Here is a 22,484-nt window from a genome sequence, read left to right as displayed (position 1 = left end):
CCGGCCGGCCCGGTTGCGCAAAGTTACCGACGGGTACCTGTGTCGCAGGTCGCGTCTCCGGCCGGTGGACGTGACGACAGGTGCCACCAGGGGGCAGGATGGCGCTAGAGACCTATCCCACACGAAACCGAGGGAACGCCTGTGGCTACGGAACGCAAGCGCCCGGTGATCACTGCTGGTCTGCCGAGCCAGCTTCCGGACATCGACCCTGAAGAGACCAGCGAATGGGTCGAGTCGCTCGACGGTGTCATCGACGAACGCGGAACAAAGCGCGCCCGCTACGTCATGCTGCGCCTGCTGGAGCGGGCCCGTGAGCGTCAGGTCGGGGTGCCGTCACTGACCACCACCGACTACATCAACACCATCCCGCCGGAGCGCGAGCCGTGGTTCCCGGGTGACGAGCACGTGGAGCGGCGGATCCGGGCGTACGTCCGGTGGAACGCCGCCATGCTGGTGCACCGGGCACAGCGCCCCGAGATCGGCGTCGGCGGGCACATCTCCACCTTCGCCAGCTCGGCCTCGCTCTACGAGGTGGGCTTCAACCACTTCTTCCGGGGCAAGGACCATCCGGGCGGCGGCGACCACATCTTCTACCAGGGGCACGCCTCCCCCGGCATGTACGCGCGGGCGTTCCTGGAGGGGCGGCTGACCGAGCACCAGCTCGACGGGTTCCGTCAGGAGCTGTCGCACCCGGGCGGCGGCCTGCCGTCGTACCCGCACCCGCGGCTGATGCCGGACTTCTGGGAGTTCCCCACGGTCTCGATGGGCCTGGGCGGGCTGAACGCGATCTACCAGGCGCGGTTCAACCGCTACCTGCACCACCGGGGCATCAAGGACACCTCGGACCAGCACGTGTGGGCGTACCTGGGCGACGGCGAGATGGACGAGCCGGAGACGCTGGGCGCGATCGGGGTGGCCGCCCGCGAGGAGCTGGACAACCTCACCTTCGTGATCAACTGCAACCTCCAGCGGCTCGACGGGCCGGTGCGCGGCAACGGCAAGGTCATGCAGGAGCTGGAGGCGTTCTTCCGGGGCGCCGGCTGGAACGTCATCAAGGTGGTCTGGGGCCGCGAGTGGGACCCGCTGCTGGCGGCGGACACCGACGGCGCGCTGGTCAACCTGATGAACACCACGCCCGACGGTGACTACCAGACCTACAAGGCGGAGTCCGGGGCGTACGTCCGGGAGCACTTCTTCGGCCGCGACCAGCGGACCCGCAAGATGGTCGAGGACCTCAGCGACGACGAGATCTGGAACCTCAAGCGGGGCGGGCACGACTACCGCAAGCTCTACGCGGCCTACAAGGCGGCGATGGAGCACACCGGCCAGCCGACCGTGATCCTGGCCAAGACGATCAAGGGCTGGACACTGGGCTCGCACTTCGAGGGCCGCAACGCCACCCACCAGATGAAGAAGCTGACGCTGGAGGACCTGAAGACCTTCCGCGACCGGCTCTACCTGGACATCCCGGACAAGGCGCTGGAGGACAACCCCTACCTGCCGCCGTACTACACGCCGGGCGAGAAGTCCGACGAGATCGCGTACCTCAAGGAGCGGCGTCAGCAGCTCGGCGGCTACCTGCCGTCGCGGCGCGCCGGCCAGAAGCGGCTGGCCATCCCCGGCCCGGAGCGCTTCGCCGACGTCAAGCGCGGCTCGGGCAAGCAGAAGGTGGCCACCACGATGGCCTTCGTCCGCCTGCTCAAGGACGTGATGAAGGACAAGGAGTTCGGCAAGCGCTGGGTGCCGATCATCCCGGACGAGGCCCGCACCTTCGGCATGGACTCGCTCTTCCCGACGCAGAAGATCTACTCGCCGCACGGCCAGCGCTACACCTCGGTCGACCGGGAGCTGTTCCTGTCGTACAAGGAGTCCACCGGCGGGCAGATCCTGCACGAGGGCATCAACGAGGCCGGCTCGGTCGCCTCGTTCACGGCGGCAGGCTCGTCGTACGCCACCCACGACGAGCCGATGATCCCGATGTACATCTTCTACTCGATGTTCGGGTTCCAGCGCACCGCCGACGGGCTGTGGGCCGCCGCCGACCAGATGGCCCGGGGCTTCCTGCTGGGCGCCACCGCCGGCCGGACCACGCTCAACGGCGAGGGGCTCCAGCACGAGGACGGCCACTCGCTCCTGATCGCCGCCACCAACCCGGCGGTGGTCGCGTACGACCCGGCGTTCGCGTTCGAGATCGCGCACATCGTGGAGAACGGCCTGCACCGCATGTACGGCGAGGCGCAGGAGAACGTCTTCTACTACCTGACGATCTACAACGAGCCGATCCTCCAGCCGGCGGAACCGGAGAGCGTGGACGTGGAGGGCCTGCTCAAGGGCATCTACCGCTACTCCCCCGCCCCGTCGGTGGGCGACGACGCGCCGAAGGCCAACGTGCTCGCGTCGGGCACCGGCATGCAGTGGGCGCTCAAGGCGCAGCAGCTGCTGGCCCAGGACTGGGGCGTGGCCGCCGACGTCTGGTCGGTGACCTCCTGGACGGAGCTGCGCCGGGACGCGGTGGAGTGCGAGGAGCACAACCTGCTCAACCCGGGCGAGGAGCAGCGGGTGCCGTACATCCAGCAGAAGCTGGCCGACGCCGAGGGGCCGAAGGTCGCGGTCAGCGACTGGATGCGCGCGGTGCCGGACCTGATCGCCCGCTGGGTGCCCGGGGACTACACCTCGCTCGGCACGGACGGGTTCGGCATGTCCGACACCCGCCACGCCCTGCGCCGGCACTTCCACGTCGACGCCGAGTCGGTGGTGGTCGCGACGCTGCGGCAGCTGGCCCTGCGCGGCGCGGTACCGGCGGGCGTGCCGGCCGAGGCGGCCAAGAAGTACGCCATCGAGGACGTGAACGCGGCCCCGGTCGGCGAGACCGGCGGCGACAGCTAGGACGGCACTGACGAAGGGCCCGGCGCGTTCCGCGCCGGGCCCTTCGTCGTCGCCTGCCGGGCGAACCGGCGGCGGTCCGGAATCCCTGGCTAGGACACCGGGCCACCGCCGTCGCGGGTGGCGCCAGGACGTGCCCGACTCAGCCGACGGCGGCCAGATCGGTCAGCCGGGCGAGCGATTCCTCCAGGTCGGCGCCGACCCTGCGCAGGCCGAGGCGGAGCAGGGCGGCCTTGACCGGACCGGCCGGCCAGCGTACGACGATGAGCCGCACGATCGTCCCGCCCTCCTCCTCGTCCGCGGTGAGCTGGACGTAGATCTCGGTGCGCGCCTCCGCTCGGGCACCGGCTCCCTTGGCGCGTTCGCGCCAGCCGATCAGGGTCGGCTCCTGGTAGGCGATCACCTCGGCCTCATGCGCCGCGCCACGCCCGGCCTGGACGAGTTGTCGGCGCCCGAAGCCCTCGCCCGAGAGCACCTCGGCCGCACGGACCCCCGCCAGCCAGGCCGGCAACTGCTCGGCCCGCTGCACGACGTCCCAGACCGCTTCCACTGGCGCCATCACGTGCGCACTGCGTTCCACGAGGATCATTTCCGTCTTTCCTCCAGTGAGGACATCCCACGATATCGGCACTCTATGCGCAAATTCGGACGTACCGGGACGGGTTCGGAAAAGACACGCCGAAATCCATTGCGCTACGGCTACGGACGGCCTATGGCGCATCGACCGGCCCACCCCTAGAGTCGCGAGCACGATTCACGTGTGACGGGAGGGCGCATGTCGACCGCAGCGATGCCCGAGTTCCCCGCCGGATTCCGCTGGGGAGTGTCCACCTCCGCCTACCAGATCGAGGGCGGCGCCGACTCCGACGGCCGGGGAGCGTCCATCTGGGACACCTTCGCCCACTCCCCGGGCCGGATCGCCGACGGCAGCACCGGCGACGTGGCCTGCGACCACTACCACCGGCACGCCGAGGACATCGCGCTGCTGGCCGGGCTGGGCGTCTCGGCGTACCGCTTCTCGATCGCCTGGCCCCGGGTGCGGCCCACCGGCGACGGCCCGGTCAACGCCGCTGGGCTCGACTTCTACGACCGGCTCGTCGACGACCTGCTCGCCCACGGCGTCGACCCGGTCGCCACGCTGTTCCACTGGGACCTGCCCCAGCCGCTGGAGGACGCGGGCGGCTGGCTGAACCGGGACACCGCCCACCGCTTCGCCGAGTACGCCGACGCCACCGCCGCCCGCCTCGGCGACCGGGTGAAGCTCTGGATCACCCTGAACGAGCCGTTCATCCACATGAGCCTCGGCCACGGCACGGGCGAGCACGCCCCCGGCCGGACGCTGCTCTTCGACGCCTTCCCGGTGGCCCACCACCAACTCCTCGCCCACGGCCTCGCCGTCGCCGCGCTGCGCGCGCGCACCGCGAGCCCGGTCGCCATCGCCAACAACTACTCGCCGGTGCGGGTCGCCGGGAACACCGACGCCGACCAGGCTGCCGCCGGGGCGTACGAGGCGCTGCACAACCGCCTCTTCACGGACCCGCTGTTCGGCCGGGGCTACCCCGCCGAGCTGGGCTTCGACACGGGCGTGGTGCGCGCCGGCGACCTCGACGCGATCGCCGCGCCGATCGACGTGCTGGGGGTCAACTACTACAACCCCACCGGCGTACGCGCCCCGCAGGAGGGCTCGCCCCTGCCGTTCGAGTTCGTGCCGCTCGACGGGTACCCGCGCACGGCCTTCGACTGGCCGGTCGCCCCGGACGGGCTGCACGAGTTGCTCGGCTGGCTGCACCGCACGTACGCCGACGACCTGCCGCCGATCCAGATCACCGAGAGCGGCTGCGCGTACGACGACACGCCCGACGCCGACGGCCGGGTGCACGACCCGGAGCGCATCGCCTACCTGGACGGGCACCTGCGCGCGGTACGCGCCGCGATGAACGAGGGCGTCGACGTCACCGGGTACTTCGTCTGGTCGCTGCTGGACAACTGGGAGTGGGCGGAGGGCTTCACCAAGCGCTTCGGTCTCGTGCACGTCGACTTCGACACCCAGCTCCGTACGCCCAAGTCCTCGTACGCCTGGCTCCGTGACCTGATCTCCCGGCCGTGACCACCGTCGACCCGACACCCGGATCGCTGCCGGCGGCGCTAGCCGAGCCGACCGCGCCGGTACGACGGCGCTGGATCGCGCTGCTCTCCGCGGCGAACCTCGGCGTCTGGATGGCGTTCTTCACGCCCATCCAGGTGCTGCTGCCACAGCAGTTGGAGCGGATCGCGCCGGCCGGCAAGGAGACCGCGCTGGCCGTCGTCACCGGCCTCGGCGCGCTCGCCGCCGTGCTCGCCAACCCCCTCGCCGGGGCGCTGTCGGACCGCACCTGCCTGCGGCTGGCCGGGCGGGAGTTCGGCCGGCGGCACGTCTGGACCGCCGGCGGCGCGCTGCTCGGCGCGGCGGCCCTGCTGCTGCTCGCGCAGCAACGCACCGTCGCCGGGGTGGCGCTCGGCTGGGTCGCCGCGCAGGTCTGCCTCAACACGATGCTGGCCAGCCTGACCGCCGCCGTGCCGGACCGGGTGCCGGTCGCCCAGCGGGGCGGCGTCTCCGGCTGGGTCGGCATCCCCCAGGCGCTGGGGCTGGTGCTCGGCGTGGTGCTGGTGACCGCCGTGGTGAGCGGCACCGCCGCCGGCTACGCGGCGGTGGCGGCGGCGGTGCTGCTGCTGGCGCTGCCGTTCGCCCTGCTGACCGCCGACGACCCGCTGCCCCGGGCGCACCGCCCGGCGCTGAGCTGGCGCGCGCTGTTCGCCTCGATGTGGGTCTCGCCGCGCCGCCACCCCGACTTCGGCTGGGCCTGGATCACCCGGTTCCTGGTGCAGCTCGGCAACGCGCTCGGCACGCTGTACCTGCTCTACTTCCTCACCGACGAGGTGCGCCACGCCGACCCCGAGGGCGGCCTGCTGGTGCTGATCCTGCTCTACACGGCCGGCCTGGCGGCCACCACCGTGGTGGCCGGCCGGCTGTCGGACCGCTCCGGCCGGCGCAAGGTCTTCGTCATCGCCTCCGGCGGGATCATGACGGTCGCCGCGCTGCTGCTGGCCGTCGCGCCGGTCTGGCCGGTGGCCGTGGCCGCCGCGCTGCTGCTCGGCGCTGGTTACGGCGTCTACCTGTCGGTGGACGCCGCGCTCATCACCCAGGTGCTGCCCGCCGCGACCGACCGGGCGAAGGACCTGGGCGTGATCAACATCGCCAACTCCGCGCCGCAGGTGCTCGGCCCGGCGATCTCCGCCCCGCTCGTGGTGCACCTCGGCGGCTACCCGGTGCTCTACGCGGTCACCGCCGCGGTGACCGTACTGGGCAGCGTGCTGGTGCTGAAGATCCGCTCGGTGCCCTGAGGCGTACCCCTGGCCGAATCCGGTGGCGCGCCGCCGTAGGCTGGGGGGCGTGACGGTACGTGTGCGCTTCGCCCCCTCCCCGACCGGTATGTTCCACGTCGGCGGTGCCCGCTCGGCGTTGCAGAACTGGATCTACGCCAAGCAGCAGGGCGGGGTGTTCGTGCTCCGCATCGAGGACACCGACGCGGCCCGCAACAAGCCGGAGTGGACCGAGGGCATCCTCTCGGCGCTGGACTGGATCGGCATCGAGCGCGGCAGCTACGAGGGCCCGCACTTCCAGTCGCAGTACGCGGGCGAGCACCGAGCCGCCGCCGCGCGGTTGCAGGAGTCCGGCCGCGCGTACTACTGCGACTGCACCCGGGAGGCCGTACAGGCGCGCACCGGCTCGCAGTACCAGGGTTACGACGGCTTCTGCCGGGACCGGGGCCTGCCGGCCGGCGAGGGGCGTGCCCTGCGCTTCCGTACGCCGGACGAGGGCGAGACCGTGGTGGTCGACCTGATCCGCGGCGAGCCCACCTTCGAGAACAAGCTCATCGAGGACTTCGTCATCGCCCGGGGCGACGGCTCGCCCGTCTTCCTGCTCGCCAACGTGGTCGACGACATGACCATGGGCATCACCCACGTGATCCGCGCCGAGGAGCACCTGCCCAACACCCCGAAGCAACAGCTGCTCTGGGAGGCCCTCGGGGTCAAGCCGCCGATCTGGGCGCACGTGCCGGTGGTGGTCAACGAGAAGCGGCAGAAGCTCTCCAAGCGCCGCGACAAGGTGGCCCTGGAGGCGTTCCGGGACGAGGGCTACCTCGCCGCCGCGATGCGCAACTACCTGATGCTGCTCGGCTGGGCGCCCTCGGGCGACCGGGAGATCGTCCCGTGGTCCGTGATCGAGGAGGAGTTCCGGCTCGAGGAGGTCAACCCCTCGCCGGCGTTCTTCGACGAGAAGAAGCTGCGCGCGTTCAACGGCGAGTACATCCGGGCCCTGCCGGTGGAGGAGTTCGTCGAGGCCTGCGGGCCGTGGCTGACGGGCACCGGCACCATCGCCCCGCCGCCCTGGCAGCCGGAGGAGTTCGACGCGGACGCCTTCGCGGCCGTGGCCCCGCTGGCGCAGACCCGGATCGCGGTGCTCAGCGAGATCGTGCCGAACGTCGACTTCCTCTTCCTCGCCTCGCCACTGATCGACGAGGCCGCCTGGGCCAAGGCGATGAAGGAGGGCTCGGCGGAGTTGCTGGACGCGGCCACGGCGGCGTTCGAGGCGCTGGAGTCGTGGGACGCGGAGACGCTCAAGTCGACTCTGGAGGCGGTCGGTGCCGAGCGCGGGCTCAAGCTCGGCAAGGCCCAGGCGCCGGTACGCGTCGCCGTCACCGGCCGTACCGTCGGGCTGCCGCTGTTCGAGTCGCTGGAGGTGCTCGGCCGCGAGCGCACCCTGAGCCGGCTGCGCGCCGCCCGGGTCCGCCTGGTCTGAGCCCGGTCGCCTTCCCGACCGCCACGAGCGCTTCGTCGGGAAGGCGCGGGCGCCGGCGGGCGGCCCGCAGCACGTACCTCCCTCAGCGCCCGGACCGGTCGGTCCGGGCGCTGAGCCGTCGAGGGCTCGTGCCGCTCAACGGCCGGGCTCGTGCCGCTCAACGGCCGGGCTCGTGCCGCTCAGCGGCCGGCCGAGCGGCGGCGCAGCAGCAGGCCGGCGGCCAGGGCGGCCAGCAGGAGCACGCCGCCGAGCGCCCACAGCCAGCCGCGCCCGCCCGCCTCGTCGCTCTCCTTCGCCGCCGGCACCGCCGCCGTCGGCGAGCCCGTGCCCGCCGGCCCGGGCGCGGCCGAGGTCGGTCCGGTGCCGGTCGACGGCGGTACGGCCGACGCCGGACCGGTCGGGTTGGCGGTGCCGGTCGGCGCCTCGGCGGGGGTGCCGGTGGTCAGGGTGAACCGCACCTCCCCGGAGACCGGGTGCCCGTCGCTGGACGCCAACCGGTAGCCGACGATGTAGAGCCCCGCCGGGCCCGGCTTGAACGGCACGCTGACCCGCGAGCCGGAGAAGGTCGGCGCACCGTCCAGCGCGGCCACGTTGTCCGGTCCGGTCACTGTGATCTTCGTCGTATTCGGGTCGGCCTTGGCGAGGAAGCGCAGCTCGATCTTTGCCGGCGCCTCGGCGATCCGGGCGCCGTCGCGCGGATCACTGCCGGTCAGCGAGTTGTGGGCGGCTGCCGGAGCGGCCGGCAGCAACAACGACACACCGAGCGCCACGCCGACCACCACTGGCCAGGTACGTGCCGTACGTGGGAACCTGCCCCCCATGAACCCCTCCGTAAAGGTACGATCCGCCCGCTGATTCACGGCCACCGTCCATTGGTCGCGCCGGGATCACAGATAGTTCCAATTACTGTTCCACGAGCTGCAACCGATCGACGTTCTGCGCAGTCTTAAAGGGTGGCACCCCGGCACGGGTCCGGTCACCCCCGTCAGCCAATCGACGCGTGACCTGCAGCAAGCCATCCATCGAACGGGGCGAGGAGGCGGCGATGGTCCGAACGATGCGGCGGCTGGTCGCGGTGTTGACGGGCGGGCTCGCGACGGCGATCCTGTCGCTCGGTTCGACGGCGACGGCGACGGCCGCGCCGAAGCCCGCGCCGGCCGGTGTCGAGATCACCGGGGAGGGGCTGACGGACCCGCTGCGGCTGCGCGCCGAGGCCCACCCGGCGCACGTGGTGGCCGTCATCGACCAGGTCAACTTCCTCGGTCGCACGGGGCAGGCCAAGGGCCCGAAGGCGGCCGACCTCGGTCCTAAGTACACGGTCGTGGTGTTCGCCGGCGACGTTCCGAAGCAGACGTACGACCTCTACCCGAAGGCGGTCGGCGGGCCGCGCGTCTTCCGCCCGGCCAAGCAGCCGGACGCCCGCAAGACCGCCGCGGGCTGGTTCCTCGGCCGGCTCAACATGTCCGAGACCCTCCGCACGGCCGGGGTCCCGCTGGAGCGGCAGTTCGACACCGTCAGTGGCGGCGTCGGCGGCGGCGAGCGGGTCATCCCCGAGGACGCCCTGAACCCGGCCAAGGACATCGACGAGGCGCTCGGCGAGTTGCAGCGGCTGCTGCTGCTCAACGTCGCGGTGGTGCTGGTCATCACGTCGGGGCTCGCCGGGATCGCCCTGCTGGTCCGCCGCCGCACCCGCTGACCGACGTCGGTCAGCCGGTCAGCACAAGCGGCCGGTCAGTCGGTCAGCACCAGCGGCGCGGGGGCCGCTCGCGGCGGGTGGCGCGCAGCCGGGGGCGGACCGGCCCGTGCCGGTGCCCACCGGCCCAGCCGGGCAGGTCGCTGCGGCAGCCCTGCGCCGCCGCCGGCTCTACCTCGCCGGCCGGAGCCGGCTCGGGGACGCGCTGCCGGGGAACCGGGACGTCGTCGTCGGGGCGCTCGGGCGCGCGGGCCGGGTGCTCCGGCGCGGGGGCCGGGAACGCGCCGGGCAGCCGGCGGTGCTTGGCTGCCGCCTGCTGCTCCTGGTGGCCCGGCCGGCAGGGCTCGCCCTGGGCGCAGCCGTGCTCGGCCTCCCCATGCGCCATCCCGGTCTCCTCACGCTCGCCCCCAGCCCGCCGGGGTCGCTCCGACGGGCCCTGTCACCGTACTGGCCGGCACCGACGGCCCGTGCAGCCGCACCCGGGTCTCCCGGCGCCCGGTCCGGCGGGCGGACCACCGCCCCGACGGCGAGCAGGATCGCCGCCCGGATGGTGGCCACCGGGCCGGCCCGGCGCGGAAGCGCAGGTCGGTGCGTGTCAGGCTGGGACGGTGAGTGAGCCGGGCGGGACGGAGCTGTCGGCCACGCTGCGCCGGATCGAGCGGGCGGCGGGGGCACTGGCCAGCGCCAGCGTCGCCCGGATGGACGAGGCGCTGCCCTGGTTCCGCGACCTGCCGCCCGACCACCGCTCCTGGGTGATGCTGGTGGCCCAGGCCGGCGCCCGGTCGCTGGTGCAGTGGCTGCGCGACGGTGGCGGCACGGCGGACAGCACCCAGGAGGTCTCGGACGAGGTCTTCGCCACCGCACCGCAGGCGCTCGCCCGCTCGATCAGCCTCCAGCAGACCGTCGCGCTGGTGAAGGTGATGATCGACGTGGTCGAGGAGCAGGTCTCGCACCTGGCCGCGGAGGGCGAGGAGCAGCAGCTGCGCGAGGCGGTGCTGCGGTTCTCCCGGGAGATCGCCTTCGCCGCCGCCCGGGTGTACGCGCGGGCCGCCGAGTCGCGCGGTTCGTGGGACGCCCGGTTGCAGGCGTTGCTGGTGGACGCGCTGCTACGCGGCGACTCGCCGGACGTGCTGGCGAGCCGGGCGGCGGCGCTCGGCTGGGCGGACGCCCCGCCGGTGGCGGTGGCGGTCGGCCGTTCCCCCGGCGGGGAGGTCTCCGCCGTGCTGCACACCGTCCACCGGCAGGCCCGGCGCATCGGCACGGAGGTGATCGGCGGGGTGCACGGCGACCGGCTGGTCATCGTGCTCGGCGGCGCGGCCGACCCCGTCGCGGCCACCGGCAAGCTGCTCGGCGCGTTCGGTGACGGCCCGGTGGTGGTCGGCCCGGCCGTGCCGAGTCTGGACGAGGCGACCGAGTCGGCCCGAGCCGCACTGGCCGGCTTCCGGGCCGCCCCGGCCTGGCCGACCGCGCCCCGGCCGGTGCCGGCGGACGACCTGCTGCCGGAGCGGGCGTTGGCCGGGGACGCGGAGGCCCGCCGACGGCTGCGGCACGACGTCTACGCCGCGCTGGTGCGCTCCGGCGGGGAACTGCTGGAGACCCTCGACGCCTTCTTCGCGGCGGCCGGCACGCTGGAGAGCGCCGCGCGGTCCCTCTTCGTCCACCCGAACACGGTGCGTTACCGGCTGCGGCGCGTCTCCGACGTCACCGGCTTCTCGCCGCTGGCGGCGCGGGACGCGTTCGCGCTCCAGGTGGCCCTCACCGTCGGCCGGCTCGATCCGGTGGCCCCGCCAGCACCGAACCCGGCAATGACCTCAAACCTTGGCAAAACACCACACACAGGTGATGATCGCCGCCGATTTTTGTAGGATCCCTCCAAAGGTTCTAGTGCGGTTTGGTCGGAGGCGGCACAGCGCTACCCGCCCGTATCCGGGAGAGTCATAGACGTGCTCGCCGTACTCTCGCCCGGCCAGGGTTCCCAGAAACCCGGCTTCCTGACTCCCTGGCTGGACCTCGCCGGTGCCGACGCGCGCCTGCGCTGGTGGTCGGCGCTGGCGGGGGTCGACCTGGTGCACCTCGGCAGCACGGCCGACGCGGACGAGATCAGGGACACGGCCCGCACCCAGCCACTGCTGGTCGCCGCCGCGCTGCTGGCCGCCGAGCACCTGCCGATGTACGACGTCACGCTCACCGCCGGCCACAGCGTGGGCGAGTTGAGCGCGGCGGCGCTCGGCGGGGTACTCCCGGCGGAGGCGGCGATCACCCTGGCCGGCGTACGCGGTCGGGAGATGGCCGCGGCCTGCGCGCTGGAGCCCACCGGGATGGCCGCCGTGCTGGGCGGGGACCCGGACGAGGTGCTCGCCTCGATCACCGCACACGGGCTGCACCCGGCCAACCGCAACGGCGCCGGCCAGTTCGTCGCCGCCGGCTCCGTCGAAGGGCTGGGGAAGCTCGCCGCCGAGCCACCGGCGAAGGCCCGGGTGCTCCGCCTGAAGGTGGCCGGCGCCTTCCACACCCCGTACATGGCCCCCGCCGAGACGGCACTGGCCGCCGTGGCCGCCGGGATCACCCCGGGCGACCCGACCCGGATCCTGCTGTCGAACCTCGACGGCGCCGCCGTCGACCACGGGCGCGACATGGTGCAGCGCCTGGTCCGCCAGGTCACCGCGCCGGTGCGCTGGGACCTCTGCATGCGTACGCTGGCCGACCTCGGGGTGACCGGCGTGATCGAGCTGCCCCCGGCCGGCACCCTCGCGGGCCTGCTGAAGCGGGAGCTGAAGGAGACCGGCGTCCCGGAGATCGTCACCCTGAACACCCCGGACGACCTGCCCGCCGCCCGGGACCTGATCGCCCGGCACGGGATGGCGCCGAGCCACGAGCCGACCATGCACTTCCGCGTGGTGGTGGCCCCCTCGGCCGGCACCTTCGAACCGTCCCGGGAGCTGGCCGAGGGTGACCCGCTGCGCGCCGGGCAGGTCGTCGGCCACGTGGCCACCCGGCAGGGGCCGGTCGAGGTGACCGCGAACGGCAGCGGGGTACTCACCGAGTGGCTCGCCCACCACGACGACCCGGTCGCGCCGGGCCAACCGCTCGTCCGCATCGGAGGACACGCATGACCGGCAGCCGGATCGTCGCGCTGGGCCACTACCAGCCCTCCCGGGTGGTCACCAACGACGACATCGCCCAACTGGTCGAGACCAACGACGAGTGGATCCGGGACCGGGTCGGCATCGTCACCAGGCGGATCGCCGACAGCGAGACGGTCGCCGACATGGCCACCGCCGCCGCCGGCAAGGCGCTGGCCAACTCCGGGCTCACCGCCGCCGACATCGACCTGGTCGTGGTCGCGACGTGCAGCTCCGCCGACCGCAGCCCCAACGTGGCCTGCCGGGTCGCCGCGAAGCTCGGCATCACGGCGCCCGGGGCGTTCGACCTCAACACGGCCTGCTCCGGCTTCGCGTACGCGCTGGGCACCGTCGACCACGCCATCCAGGCCGGCGCCTCGCGCAACGCCCTGGTCATCGGCGCGGAGAAGCTGTCCGACATCGTCGACTGGACGGACCGCTCCACCTGCATCATCTTCGCCGACGGCGCGGGTGCGGCCGTGGTGTCGGCAGTCGCCGACGGCGAGCCCGCCGGGGTCGGCCCGGTGGTCTGGGGCTCGGTGCCGGAGCGGGGCGACGCCGTACGGATCGAGGGCTGGCGCCCGTACATCCAGCAGGAGGGACAGTCGGTCTTCCGCTGGGCCACCACGGAGCTGGCGCCGCTGGCCCGGCTGGCGTGCGAGCGCGCCGGGGTGGACCCCTCGGAGCTGGCGGCCTTCGTACCGCACCAGGCCAACGCGCGGATCATCGACGGCATCGTCAAGCGGCTCGGCATCCCGAACGCGATCGTCGCCAAGGACATCGTCGAGTCCGGCAACACGTCGGCGGCGAGCGTGCCGCTGGCCCTGTCCAAGCTGGTCGAGCGGCGGGAGGTGCCGTCCGGCGCCCCGGTGCTGCTCTTCGGCTTCGGCGGCGGCCTGACCTACGCCGGTCAGGTCGTCCGCTGCCCCTGAGAAGCCCCTCCGGCCGCCGCGCCGGGGAGTGACGGCCGGCGTCGTCGGCCGTCGAACGAACCACGATGAGAGGAACCAACCGCAATGACCCGTGACGAGATCACCGCCGGCCTCGCCGAGATCCTCGAAGAGGTTGCCGGGGTGAGCCCGGACGACGTGGCCGAGGGGAAGTCCTTCACCGACGACCTGGACGTCGACTCGCTCTCCATGGTGGAGGTCGTGGTGGCGGCCGAGGAGAAGTTCGGCGTCAAGATCCCGGACAACGAGGTGCAGAACCTGAAGACCGTCGGGGACGCCGTCAGCTACATCGAGGCGCAGTCCTGATCATGGCTCACACCGACGTCGTCGTCACCGGGCTCGGCGCGACCACCCCGCTGGGCGGGGACGTCGCGTCGACCTGGGACGCCATGCTCGCCGGCCGCTCCGGGGTGGGTCCGCTCACCCAGGAGTGGGCCGAGCAACTGCCGGTCCGGATCGCCGCCCAGCTCGCGGTCGAGCCCACCGGCCTGCTGGACCGGGTCAAGCTCCGCCGGCTCGACCGTTCCGAGGCCATCGCGATCATCGCGGCGCAGCAGGCCTGGGCCGACTCCGGCCTGGCCGACTCCGGGCTGGACCCGGAGCGGCTGGGCGTCAGCGTCGGCTCCGGCATCGGCGGCGCGCTGACGCTGCTCGCCCAGGACGACATCCTGGAGGCGTCCGGTCCACGGCGGGTCTCGCCGCACACCATCCCGATGCTGATGCCGAACGGCCCCGCCGCCTGGGTGGGGCTGGAGCTGGGCGCGAAGGCGGGGGTGCACTCCGTGGCCAGCGCCTGCGCGACCGGCGCGGAGGCGCTCGCGCTCGGCATGGACATGATCCGTGCCGGCCGGGCCGACGTGGTGGTGGCCGGCGGCACCGAGGCGGTCATCCACCAGCTGCCGATCGCCGGCTTCAGCTCGATGCGGGCGATGTCGACCCGCAACGACGAGCCGGAGCGGGCCTCCCGGCCGTGGGACAAGGGCCGCGACGGCTTCGTGCTCGGTGAGGGCGCGGGCATCCTGGTGCTGGAACGGGCGGAGCACGCCGCCGCCCGGGGCGCCCGGGTCTACGCCCGGCTGGCCGGCGCCGGGCTCACCTCCGACGGCTACGACATCGTCCAGCCGCACCCAGAGGGTGAGGGGGCGATCCGGGCGATCGCGAAGGCCATCGCGGACGCCGACGTGGCCCGGGCGGACATCGTGCACGTCAACGCGCACGCCACGTCGACGCCGGTCGGCGACGTCGCGGAGATCACCGCGCTGCGGGCGGCGCTGGGCGACCACCCGGTGCTGACCTCGACCAAGTCGATGTCCGGTCACCTGCTGGGCGCGGCGGGCGCGCTGGAGTCGATCGCCACCATCCTGGCGATCCGCGACGGCGTCGTGCCGCCGACGATCAACCTCGACGACCCGGACGAGGGGCTCAGCCTGGACGTGGCCGCCAACGAGGCACGCCGCATGGACATCCCCGCCGCGCTCAACAACTCGTTCGGCTTCGGCGGCCACAACGTGGCTCTCGTCTTCACGCGGGCCTGAGACCACAGCCATGGAGGCTCACGTGACCACCACCGCCGTTGGCGTGGACCCGTCTTCCGGCGTCGACCACCGCGACCCGGAGGTCCGGCTCCGGGCGCTGTTCGACGCGGGGTCGTTGCGGCTGTCGGTGCCGCGCGACACCTCGGGCGTGCTGTGGGCGCGGGGTGAGATCGAGGGTTCGCCGGTCGTCGCGTACGCCACCGACGCGACGCGGATGGGCGGGGCGATGGGCACCGAGGGGTGCCGGCACGTCGTGGACGCGATCGACACCGCCGTACGCGAGCGGGTGCCGGTGGTGGGGTTGTGGCACTCGGGCGGGGCGCGGTTGGCCGAGGGCGTGGTGGCCCTGGACGCGGTGGGCCAGGTGTTCGCGGCGATGGTACGGGCCTCGGGGCGGGTGCCGCAGATCTCGACGGTGCTGGGGCCGGCGGCCGGCGGGGCCGCGTACGGGCCGGCGCTGACCGACATCGTGGTGATGAGCGGCGCGGGACGGATCTTCGTGACCGGCCCGGAGGTGGTCCGCAGCGTCACCGGCGAGCAGGTCGACATGGCGCGCCTCGGCGGGCCGGAGCCGCACGGCCGCCGCTCCGGGGTGGTCCACGTGACCTGCCCCGACGACGAGTCGGCGATCGCCGAGTCGCGCAAGCTCGCGGCACTGCTGGGCCGCCAGGGCCGGCTGTCGCCCGACGACGTCTCCGCCCAGGGCGAGGACGGGCACGACCTGGCGGCGAAGATGCCGGTGGAGACGAACCGGGCCTACGACGTCAAGCCGGTGGTCAGGGCGCTGCTGGACGCTCCCGGAGTGGAGTTACACGCCAAGTGGGCGCCGAACGTCGTGACCACCCTGGGTCGCTTCGCCGGGCGTACCGTCGGCGTCATCGCGAACAACCCGCTGCGCCTGGGTGGCTGCCTGGACGCCTCCAGCGCCGAGAAGGCCGCCCGGTTCGTACGCATGTGCGACTCCCTCGGCGTGCCGCTGATCGTCCTGGTCGACGTGCCCGGCTACCTGCCCGGCCTCGGGCAGGAGTGGGACGGCGTCGTCCGGCGCGGCGCGAAACTCCTGCACGCCTTCGCCGAGGCCGTCGTGCCCCGGGTCACCCTGGTCACCCGCAAGGCCTACGGCGGGGCGTACATCGCGATGAACTCCCGCTCCCTGGGCGCCAGCGCCGTGTTCGCCTGGCCGCACGCCGAGGTCGCCGTCATGGGCGCCAGCGCGGCCGTCAACATCCTGCACCGCAAGAAGCTGGCCGCCGTCCCCGCCGAGGAGCGCGAGGCGCTGCGCGCGCAACTCGTCGAGGAGCAGATCCGCGTCGCGGGCGGCGTGAACCGGGCCCTCGAGATCGGCGTCGTCGACGACGTCATCACCCCGGCCGAGACCCGCCGCCGCATCGCCGAGGCCCTCGCCGCCGCCCCGGCCGCACGAGGCGCCCACGGCAACATCCCCCTCTAGGGCGACCACGGCACGACGTACCGCCGGAAGGGCCCGCGCTCACCCGAGCGCGGGCCCTTCCGCGTCGCCCGGCCCGCGCGGACCTTGGGCGGTCGTCGAAGGCCCACGGCGGGCCGGGGCGACGCCCGGCGGCGTCGGCCCGGTTGCGGGAGAGGGCGCGGGTGAGCTCGCTCAGCCCCGGTTGCGGGGGTGCTGGCGGGCGGCGCGCTCGTTGCCCCGGCGGTAGTTGCCGGTCCACCGGGCCATGACGAGCTGCGGGTCGTCGTCGACCTCGGCGAGGAACTCCGCCGCCCGGCCGCCGCGCAGGGTGCCCGCCGCCCGACCGCGGTGGGTGATCACCACGGTGCCGTCCGACCGCTCGACGTACGCGAAACCCTCTGCCGTTCCCATGGGCGCCGAGGATGCCAGGCGGAGCGCTTGGACGCGACCCGGTTTTCCTGCTCGCAGCGGTGACCATACCGGCTTGACGGTGCTCCTCCGTGTCGCTTTGATGAGCCGGCCCATCGTCAACGGGGGAAACGGACAACCATGCGACGTACCACCCGCGCCGCCGTGCTCGCGGCGCTCACCATCGGACTCGCCGGCGGCTGCGCCGACGGCAAGGAGTCGCCGTCGGTCGGCGGCTCCCCGTCGGCCTCGCCGAGCGTCACCGCCTCCCCGGTGACGCCCGGACCGCCCTGGCACGACGAGGTGGCGGCTGCCGCCGCCGGCACCACGGTCGGCAAGAAGGGCACGCCCTGCGAACTGCCCGTCACCTTCTCGGTGCCGGCGAAGTGGAAGGTCAAGGCGGTACGGAGTTCGAAGGAGTTCGGCGAGGCCCGCCTCGGCAAGGCCCTCATGCTGTGCGAGATCGACGCCCGGCCGGCCGGCGCCATCGGGTTCCTGCGGGTGTGGCGGGTCGACGGGGTCGCCGGCGGCGCCGAGGCGCACCTGAAGCACTTCCTCGACGCGTACTCGCCGAAGGCGGCGGACGCGGAGTACCGACGGCTCAAGGCCGGCACCCTCGACGCCGTCGAGGCCAGCTACCCCAGGAAGGACGGCGGCGCGGTCGGCGACCGGGCCGTCGCGGTCTCCTCCCTCTACGGGCCGGTCGTGCTGAGCCTGGACACTCCGGAACCCACGGAGCTGCTGCCGGCGTACCAGTTGGTGAAGCAGTCTGCCCGGATCAACCGGGACTGAGGCGCTCAGGCGCCGCAGGTCGTGGCGGGCAGGCCGGTCACCGGCACCGGGGACCGGCCGCCCGGGCGGGCCTTGCCGGCCAGCACCCCGGCGAGGGCGGTCATCGACGCCCGGCTGGACGAGTAGGTCGCGAGCAGGGTCGGCGACTTGGCCTTCGCCAGCACGTACGGGGTGTCCATGGCGACCGTGACGGCGGCGTCGGCGCGCAGGTCGCCGGCGCCGTCGCCGTACCCGACGAGGTGCACCACCGTGCCGCCGCTGGCCACCACCTCGACGCCGGCCGCCTTGAGCGCCTCGGCCAGCGCCGCCCGGGTGTGCTCGCGCCCGCCGGAGGCGGTCACGGTCACCGGGCCCCGGACGCCGCCGCCGCAGGAGCCCCGCAGTACGGTCACCGCCGCCGCGGCCAGGTCCTCCGCCGCCTTGCGGTGCGCCGCGCCGCCCAGCGTGGACAGCTCCGGCGTGGGCCGGTCCGCCAGCTTGAACTTCATCGTCAGCACCCGGGTGGCGGCCTCGACGAGGCGGGGCCTGGGCAGCGAGCCGTCGCGGAGCGCGGCGAGCAGCCCGTCGTACGCCTGGCGGACGTTCGGCGGCATCAGGATCAGGTCGTTGCCCGCCTTCAGCGCCCGTACGGCGGCCTCCCCCGGCGACCAGCGTTTGGCCGGCGGCATGTTCATCCCGTCGGTGATCACCACCCCCTGGAAGCCGAGCTGTCCGCGGAGCACGTCGGTGAGCAGCTTGCGCGAGAAGGTCGCCGCGGTGCCCGGGTCCACCGACCGCGCGTCGAGGTGGGCGGACATCACGGCCATCGCACCCGCGTCGAAGGCGGCGGAGAAGGGCGGCCACGCCCCGGTCTCCAACGTCCGGCGGGACTGGGTGAGCACCGGCAGACCCTCGTGGGAGTCGTCGGCGCTGTGCCCGTGCCCGGGGAAGTGCTTGACGGTGGCCGCGACGCCGGCGGCCTGCAACCCTCGGACCGCGCCCGCGACCTGCCCCGCCGTCACCTTCGGGTCCGCCCCGTACGACCGGGAGCCGATCACGGTGCTGCGGGTGGCGAGCACGTCGGCGACGGGGGCGAAGTCGAGGTTGATCCCCATCGCGGCGAGTTCGGCACCGGCGGCCCGCCAGGCGGCCTCGGTCAGCTCCGGCCTCCCGGCGGCGCCGGCGGCGAGGGCGCTGGGCAGCAGCGTCACGCCCTCGGTGATCCGGGTGACCACGCCGTACTCCTGGTCGGTGCCGATCAGGAAGGGCGCCGGCGCGACGGGGAGCCGGCCGGCTGCCGCGCGCAGGCCGTCGGTCAACGCGCGAACCTGCTTCGGGTTGTCGACGTTGGTCGTCTCCTGGTTGCCCTTGGTGGGGTCGTCGGCGCTGAAGCCGACCAGGATCAGCCCGCCGAGCCGGTACTTCTCGACCATCTGGGCGGGGGTGTCCACTCCGGCCAGCGCCTGGTTGCCTGCGGCCGAGCCGGGCGAGACCTTGGTGGCCGCGTCGCCGTAGGCGTACGGCATGAGCACCTGGCCGACGAGGTCCTCGTCGGCCAGCGAGCCGACCAGGGCGGCGGCGCGGGCGGCGGGGTCGGCGCCGGGGATGCTCGCGGCGGGTGTCGGCGTGCCCGCCTGGGCGGCGGCGCTGGTCGGCGCCGGGTCGGGGCGGCGCGGCGCCGGCTCGGAGCACCCGGAGACGAGCAACGCGGTCAGGGCGGCGAGCGCGACGCCGGCACGTCGCGGGGTAGTCGACACGCGGCCCATCCCACCAGTTCACCTGTTATCGGGGCAACTTGACCTTCACCCGTCAGGGCGAGTCGTTCCCGGTCCGGGGTGGGGTGTCAGCCGACCCGGGTGAGCAGGGTCACCGGAGCGCCGTCGCCGGCGTACCGGTAGGGCTCCAGTTCGGCGTCCCACGCCGTGCCGAGCGCCTTGTCGAGGGCGTGCGCGAGGGCCTCCGGCGCCCGCGCGCCAGCCATGATGCTGCGCAGCCGGTCCTCGCCCAACTGGATGTCGCCGGCCGCCCCGACGGTCGCCCGGAACAGGCCCCGGCCGGGCACGTGCATGAAGCGCTCGCCGTCGGCGCCGGGGCTCGGTTCCTCGGTCACCTCGAAACGGATCATGGGCCACTGCCGGAGGGCAGCAGCCAGCTCGGCGCCCGTCCCCGGGCGACCGGTCCACCCGCACTCGGCCCGGCGGGCGCCGGGATCGACGGGCTGAGCCGTCCACTGCAGGTTGACCGGCGCGGCGAGGACGCGCGCGATCGCCCACTCGACGTGTGAGGACACGGCGAGCGGGGTCGAGTGGACGTATACGACGCCACGCGTTGGCACGGTGACCTCCCGGAGAGCGAGGTGCGTCTTCCCCTACGACCTCGACCACCCGAGTGGTTGCTGGAACACATGATGACTGTTGTGACGGATGATGCGCCAGGGAATCGGAAAATTCGCGGGTCGGAATAGTCGGACGGGTCCCCCGGTTGACCCCTCACGACGCGGTGACCAGCCAGCGGATCGTGTCGTGTACAGTTCCATCGGCGGCTTGTGCCGCGCACATCTTCGCGGGCACATCCATCAGGGTGGCGCCCGCACAGCCCCCGGACGTTTCGTCCTCCCGTACGTCTTGCAAGGAGTACCTCCGTGGCGAGCAACACCTCTAAGACCGCGCGCGCGTCAGTCCGGGCCGGCCAGGCTGGCCAGGGTGGCGCCCTCAGCGTGCTGGGCGAGTTCAAGTACCTCATCCCGCTCAACGGCGGCAAGCACGCCTACGTGCGGAACCTGACCAACGGCAAGACCGCGCACCTGCGCACCGACTCCGAGGCCTTCGTCGAGGAGATCCGGGTGCTGGCCGCCGCCGGCCACGCCGCGAAGATCCGGGCCGAGCTCAACACCCTCAACGCCACCCACCCGGGTGACGGCTGGGACGCCACCGAGAAGCGCCTCGTCGAGGCCGGCGTCTTCGAGGGCTGACCTCCTCCCGCACGCGAAGACGACAGCCCGCCGGGGACCCCCGGCGGGCTGTCGCGCGTTACCGCCCCGTTTTCCACTCCCTTGATCATGAAGTCGTTGCCCTCCACCCCGGCGTGTCGCGACAACAACTTCGTGATCAACGCAGGTGAGCTCTCCTACGGCTCCAGCAGGGTCACCTCGCCGGTGGCCAGGTCGTAGAGGGCGCCGACGACCGCCAGCCGGCCGGCGGCGACCGGGGCGGCGAACAGGTCGTCGGCGCGCAGGGCGGCCACCGTACGGAGCACGTGCCGCCGGACCGCCAGCGGATGCACCGCCGGGTCGTCGACGCCCACCTCGGTCACCGCAGGGGCGATCCGGTCGACGAGGTGGGCCAGCGCGCCGCCCGGCGACCGCCCGCCGCGCAACGTCTCCACCGCCGAGGCCACCGCGCCGCACCGCTCGTGCCCGAGCACCATCACCAGCGGCACGCCCAGTTCACCGACCACGTACTCGATGGAGCCGAGCACCGCCCGGTCGAGCACGTGCCCGCCGGTGCGGATCACGCAGATCGAGCCGAAGGTCTGGTCGAAGATCGCCTCCAGCGGCACCCGCGAGTCGATGCAGCCGAGCAGCACCGCGTACGGCTGCTGGTCGCCCGAGGCCGCAGCGGCGGCGGCGGTGACGTCGTGGCCGTGGATCGGCTGGCCGCTGACGAAGCGGCGGTTGCCGGCGAGCAGCTCGGCCAGCGCGGTCCGGGGCGACCCCATGGTTCCCAGCTTCGCGGGCCCACCGCGCGCCCGGGGCGGGTTACGAATCTTCTCACCGGCACGGTTGTCGTGGTCTCATGGCGGGTAGCCGGTGTTACCACCGGGTATTCCCGGTGTTGCGGTTCCGCGCGGCCCTGGGGAGGTGACGATGCCGGAGCACGTCGAGGTACGTCTTCCCGACGACGTACGCCTGCACGTCGAGGCGGCCGGACCGGCCGACGCCGAGGTCACCGTCGTGCTGCTGCACGGCTGGACGCTGGACGGGCGGGCCTGGCACCGGCAGGTCGCCGACCTGCGGGAACGCTTCGACGACGCGGTACGGGTGGTGACCTACGACGCCCGCGGCCACGGCCGGTCGAGCTGCATGCCACTGCCCACCGCCACCCTGGCGCAGCTCGGCGACGACCTCGCCGCCGTGCTGGACGAGGTGGCCCCGACCGGCCGGCTCGTGCTGGTCGGCCACTCGATGGGCGGCATGACGATCATGGAGTACGCGCACCGCCACCCTGGGCACTTCGCCGCCCGGGCGGCCGGGCTGGTCTTCGTCTCCACGACCGCCGAGGGCCACACGCACACCGTCTACGGCCTCTCGCCCCGGATCGCCCGGTTGATCCGGCTCGCCGAGACCACCGGGGCCGGCGTACTGGCCCGGTGCGGGTCCTGGCGGCCACCCCGGGCGCTGCTGCGGGCGCTGCGCCCCAGCATCCGCTGGATGCTCTTCGGTGACCGCTGCGATCCGCACGACATCCGGCTGGTCACCTCGGCGGTGGCCCGCGCCTCGCTGCGCTCGATCGGCGGCTTCCGCGCCTCCATCGGGGCGCAGCACCGGCTGGACACCCTCGCCGCGCTGGCCCACCTGCCGGCGGCTGCCCTGGTCGGCGACCGGGACCGGCTCACCCCGCCGCCCTGCGCCGAGTCGATCGCCGCCGCACTGCCGGCGACCGAGCTGACCGTCTGCCCGGGTGCGGGGCACATGCTGATGATGGAACGCCCCGACGACGTCAACACGGCGCTGGGCGGCGTGCTCCGGCGCGTACTCGCCGCCGCCGGGTCCGGCGCCACCGCCGCCTCCCGGGCGGACTGACCCGCACCTCCGACAGCGCCGCCGGGCGTGACGCGGCTTCCTTTCCCGCACC

General features: G+C 73.4%; 21 protein-coding genes. 14 read left to right on the top strand and 7 right to left on the bottom strand.

Annotated elements, in window-relative coordinates; translation table 11 throughout:
* Positions 1–141 precede the first annotated feature (141 nt).
* Positions 142–2,886 carry a pyruvate dehydrogenase (acetyl-transferring), homodimeric type gene (gene aceE, locus ACGFIG_RS11735; RefSeq protein WP_393001815.1) on the top strand — a complete coding sequence of 915 codons (2,745 nt, stop codon included), beginning with the start codon at positions 142–144 and terminating at the stop codon, positions 2,884–2,886.
* Positions 2,887–3,025: 139 nt separating this feature from the next.
* On the opposite strand, the gene ACGFIG_RS11730 is transcribed toward aceE, so the two are convergent.
* Positions 3,026–3,472: an SRPBCC family protein gene (locus ACGFIG_RS11730; RefSeq protein WP_091104367.1), complete on the bottom strand. Its 447-nt coding sequence runs from the start codon at positions 3,470–3,472 to the stop codon at positions 3,026–3,028.
* Between the two features lie 186 nt (positions 3,473–3,658).
* Here ACGFIG_RS11730 and ACGFIG_RS11725 point away from each other — a divergent pair, with 186 nt between their 5' ends.
* From ACGFIG_RS11725 to gltX, 3 genes are read left to right on the top strand one after another with little or no spacing between them, the layout of a single operon-like run.
* Positions 3,659–4,990, top strand: coding sequence for a GH1 family beta-glucosidase (locus ACGFIG_RS11725; RefSeq protein WP_393001813.1), 1,332 nt, complete (start codon positions 3,659–3,661; stop codon positions 4,988–4,990).
* On the top strand, positions 4,987–6,264 hold the full coding sequence (locus ACGFIG_RS11720; RefSeq protein WP_393001811.1) for an MFS transporter: 1,278 nt from the start codon (positions 4,987–4,989) through the stop codon (positions 6,262–6,264). Before ACGFIG_RS11725 ends, ACGFIG_RS11720 begins: the two co-directional genes overlap by 4 nt.
* A 49-nt stretch (positions 6,265–6,313) precedes the next feature.
* Positions 6,314–7,723 (top strand): glutamate--tRNA ligase, encoded by a 1,410-nt coding sequence (gene gltX, locus ACGFIG_RS11715; protein ID WP_393001809.1) that lies wholly within the window; start codon positions 6,314–6,316, stop codon positions 7,721–7,723.
* A 179-nt stretch (positions 7,724–7,902) separates the two neighbouring features.
* Here gltX and ACGFIG_RS11710 read toward each other — a convergent pair whose 3' ends face one another.
* Positions 7,903–8,493 carry a copper resistance protein CopC gene (locus tag ACGFIG_RS11710; protein ID WP_393001807.1) on the bottom strand — a complete coding sequence of 197 codons (591 nt, stop codon included), beginning with the start codon at positions 8,491–8,493 and terminating at the stop codon, positions 7,903–7,905.
* 275 nt (positions 8,494–8,768) lie between these two features.
* On the opposite strand from ACGFIG_RS11710, the gene ACGFIG_RS11705 reads away from it, so the two are divergent.
* Positions 8,769–9,419, top strand: coding sequence for a hypothetical protein (locus ACGFIG_RS11705; protein ID WP_393001805.1), 651 nt, complete (start codon positions 8,769–8,771; stop codon positions 9,417–9,419).
* A 43-nt stretch (positions 9,420–9,462) separates the two neighbouring features.
* On the opposite strand, the gene ACGFIG_RS11700 is transcribed toward ACGFIG_RS11705, so the two are convergent.
* A complete protein-coding gene (locus ACGFIG_RS11700) occupies positions 9,463–9,801 on the bottom strand; it encodes a hypothetical protein (protein WP_393001803.1) in 339 nt (112 codons plus the stop codon).
* 223 nt (positions 9,802–10,024) lie between these two features.
* On the opposite strand from ACGFIG_RS11700, the gene ACGFIG_RS11695 reads away from it, so the two are divergent.
* From ACGFIG_RS11695 to ACGFIG_RS11670, 6 genes are all read left to right on the top strand, one after another.
* Entirely contained in the window at positions 10,025–11,281 is a 1,257-nt protein-coding gene (locus ACGFIG_RS11695; protein ID WP_393001801.1) for a PucR family transcriptional regulator, read from the top strand.
* A gap of 78 nt (positions 11,282–11,359) precedes the next feature.
* Entirely contained in the window at positions 11,360–12,529 is a 1,170-nt protein-coding gene (locus ACGFIG_RS11690) for an acyltransferase domain-containing protein (RefSeq protein ID WP_393001799.1), read from the top strand.
* Complete coding sequence (locus ACGFIG_RS11685; RefSeq protein ID WP_393001797.1) at positions 12,526–13,470, top strand: beta-ketoacyl-ACP synthase III; 945 nt, start codon at positions 12,526–12,528, stop codon at positions 13,468–13,470. Before ACGFIG_RS11690 ends, ACGFIG_RS11685 begins: the two co-directional genes overlap by 4 nt.
* An 84-nt stretch (positions 13,471–13,554) precedes the next feature.
* Positions 13,555–13,794, top strand: coding sequence for an acyl carrier protein (locus ACGFIG_RS11680; RefSeq protein WP_013735281.1), 240 nt, complete (start codon positions 13,555–13,557; stop codon positions 13,792–13,794).
* Between the two features lie 2 nt (positions 13,795–13,796).
* On the top strand, positions 13,797–15,023 hold the full coding sequence (gene fabF, locus ACGFIG_RS11675) for a beta-ketoacyl-ACP synthase II (RefSeq protein ID WP_393001796.1): 1,227 nt from the start codon (positions 13,797–13,799) through the stop codon (positions 15,021–15,023).
* Between the two features lie 10 nt (positions 15,024–15,033).
* Complete coding sequence (locus ACGFIG_RS11670; protein WP_393001794.1) at positions 15,034–16,473, top strand: acyl-CoA carboxylase subunit beta; 1,440 nt, start codon at positions 15,034–15,036, stop codon at positions 16,471–16,473.
* A gap of 171 nt (positions 16,474–16,644) precedes the next feature.
* Here the strand turns inward: ACGFIG_RS11670 and ACGFIG_RS11665 are convergent, their stop codons facing one another.
* The gene (locus tag ACGFIG_RS11665) at positions 16,645–16,863 is read right to left on the bottom strand and encodes a hypothetical protein (protein ID WP_393001792.1); all 219 of its coding nucleotides are present in this window, start codon (positions 16,861–16,863) and stop codon (positions 16,645–16,647) included.
* A gap of 138 nt (positions 16,864–17,001) precedes the next feature.
* On the opposite strand from ACGFIG_RS11665, the gene ACGFIG_RS11660 reads away from it, so the two are divergent.
* Positions 17,002–17,652 (top strand): lipoprotein, encoded by a 651-nt coding sequence (locus ACGFIG_RS11660; protein WP_393001790.1) that lies wholly within the window; start codon positions 17,002–17,004, stop codon positions 17,650–17,652.
* 5 nt (positions 17,653–17,657) lie between these two features.
* Here the strand turns inward: ACGFIG_RS11660 and ACGFIG_RS11655 are convergent, their stop codons facing one another.
* Positions 17,658–19,397: a glycoside hydrolase family 3 protein gene (locus tag ACGFIG_RS11655; RefSeq protein ID WP_393001788.1), complete on the bottom strand. Its 1,740-nt coding sequence runs from the start codon at positions 19,395–19,397 to the stop codon at positions 17,658–17,660.
* A 77-nt stretch (positions 19,398–19,474) separates the two neighbouring features.
* Positions 19,475–19,966, bottom strand: coding sequence for a DUF3145 domain-containing protein (locus tag ACGFIG_RS11650; protein ID WP_393001786.1), 492 nt, complete (start codon positions 19,964–19,966; stop codon positions 19,475–19,477).
* Positions 19,967–20,272: 306 nt separating this feature from the next.
* On the opposite strand from ACGFIG_RS11650, the gene ACGFIG_RS11645 reads away from it, so the two are divergent.
* Positions 20,273–20,602 (top strand): hypothetical protein, encoded by a 330-nt coding sequence (locus tag ACGFIG_RS11645; RefSeq protein WP_091104338.1) that lies wholly within the window; start codon positions 20,273–20,275, stop codon positions 20,600–20,602.
* 155 nt (positions 20,603–20,757) lie between these two features.
* Here ACGFIG_RS11645 and ACGFIG_RS11640 read toward each other — a convergent pair whose 3' ends face one another.
* Positions 20,758–21,348, bottom strand: coding sequence for a carbonic anhydrase (locus ACGFIG_RS11640; RefSeq protein ID WP_393001784.1), 591 nt, complete (start codon positions 21,346–21,348; stop codon positions 20,758–20,760).
* A 148-nt stretch (positions 21,349–21,496) separates the two neighbouring features.
* On the opposite strand from ACGFIG_RS11640, the gene ACGFIG_RS11635 reads away from it, so the two are divergent.
* Positions 21,497–22,432, top strand: coding sequence for an alpha/beta fold hydrolase (locus ACGFIG_RS11635; RefSeq protein WP_393001782.1), 936 nt, complete (start codon positions 21,497–21,499; stop codon positions 22,430–22,432).
* Positions 22,433–22,484: the final 52 nt, after the last annotated feature.

The organism is Micromonospora sp. NPDC049048 (genome assembly GCF_043197615.1).
Taxonomy (GTDB): Bacteria; Actinomycetota; Actinomycetes; order Mycobacteriales; family Micromonosporaceae; genus Micromonospora.
This window is presented reverse-complemented; position numbering and strand designations above follow the sequence as displayed.

What these genes read in the sequence shown, in the direction of transcription:
- ACGFIG_RS11730 (WP_091104367.1), bottom strand. Translation starts at nt 3,472, where the DNA reads ATGATCCTCGTGGAACGCAGTGCGCACGTGATGGCGCCAGTGGAAGCG.
- ACGFIG_RS11725 (WP_393001813.1), top strand. Translation starts at nt 3,659, where the DNA reads ATGTCGACCGCAGCGATGCCCGAGTTCCCCGCCGGATTCCGCTGGGGA.
- ACGFIG_RS11705 (WP_393001805.1), top strand. Translation starts at nt 8,769, where the DNA reads ATGGTCCGAACGATGCGGCGGCTGGTCGCGGTGTTGACGGGCGGGCTC.
- ACGFIG_RS11700 (WP_393001803.1), bottom strand. Translation starts at nt 9,801, where the DNA reads ATGGCGCATGGGGAGGCCGAGCACGGCTGCGCCCAGGGCGAGCCCTGC.
- ACGFIG_RS11685 (WP_393001797.1), top strand. Translation starts at nt 12,526, where the DNA reads ATGACCGGCAGCCGGATCGTCGCGCTGGGCCACTACCAGCCCTCCCGG.
- ACGFIG_RS11680 (WP_013735281.1), top strand. Translation starts at nt 13,555, where the DNA reads ATGACCCGTGACGAGATCACCGCCGGCCTCGCCGAGATCCTCGAAGAG.
- fabF (WP_393001796.1), top strand. Translation starts at nt 13,797, where the DNA reads ATGGCTCACACCGACGTCGTCGTCACCGGGCTCGGCGCGACCACCCCG.
- ACGFIG_RS11670 (WP_393001794.1), top strand. Translation starts at nt 15,034, where the DNA reads ATGGAGGCTCACGTGACCACCACCGCCGTTGGCGTGGACCCGTCTTCC.
- ACGFIG_RS11665 (WP_393001792.1), bottom strand. Translation starts at nt 16,863, where the DNA reads ATGGGAACGGCAGAGGGTTTCGCGTACGTCGAGCGGTCGGACGGCACC.
- ACGFIG_RS11660 (WP_393001790.1), top strand. Translation starts at nt 17,002, where the DNA reads ATGCGACGTACCACCCGCGCCGCCGTGCTCGCGGCGCTCACCATCGGA.
- ACGFIG_RS11655 (WP_393001788.1), bottom strand. Translation starts at nt 19,397, where the DNA reads ATGGGCCGCGTGTCGACTACCCCGCGACGTGCCGGCGTCGCGCTCGCC.
- ACGFIG_RS11640 (WP_393001784.1), bottom strand. Translation starts at nt 21,348, where the DNA reads ATGGGGTCGCCCCGGACCGCGCTGGCCGAGCTGCTCGCCGGCAACCGC.
- ACGFIG_RS11635 (WP_393001782.1), top strand. Translation starts at nt 21,497, where the DNA reads ATGCCGGAGCACGTCGAGGTACGTCTTCCCGACGACGTACGCCTGCAC.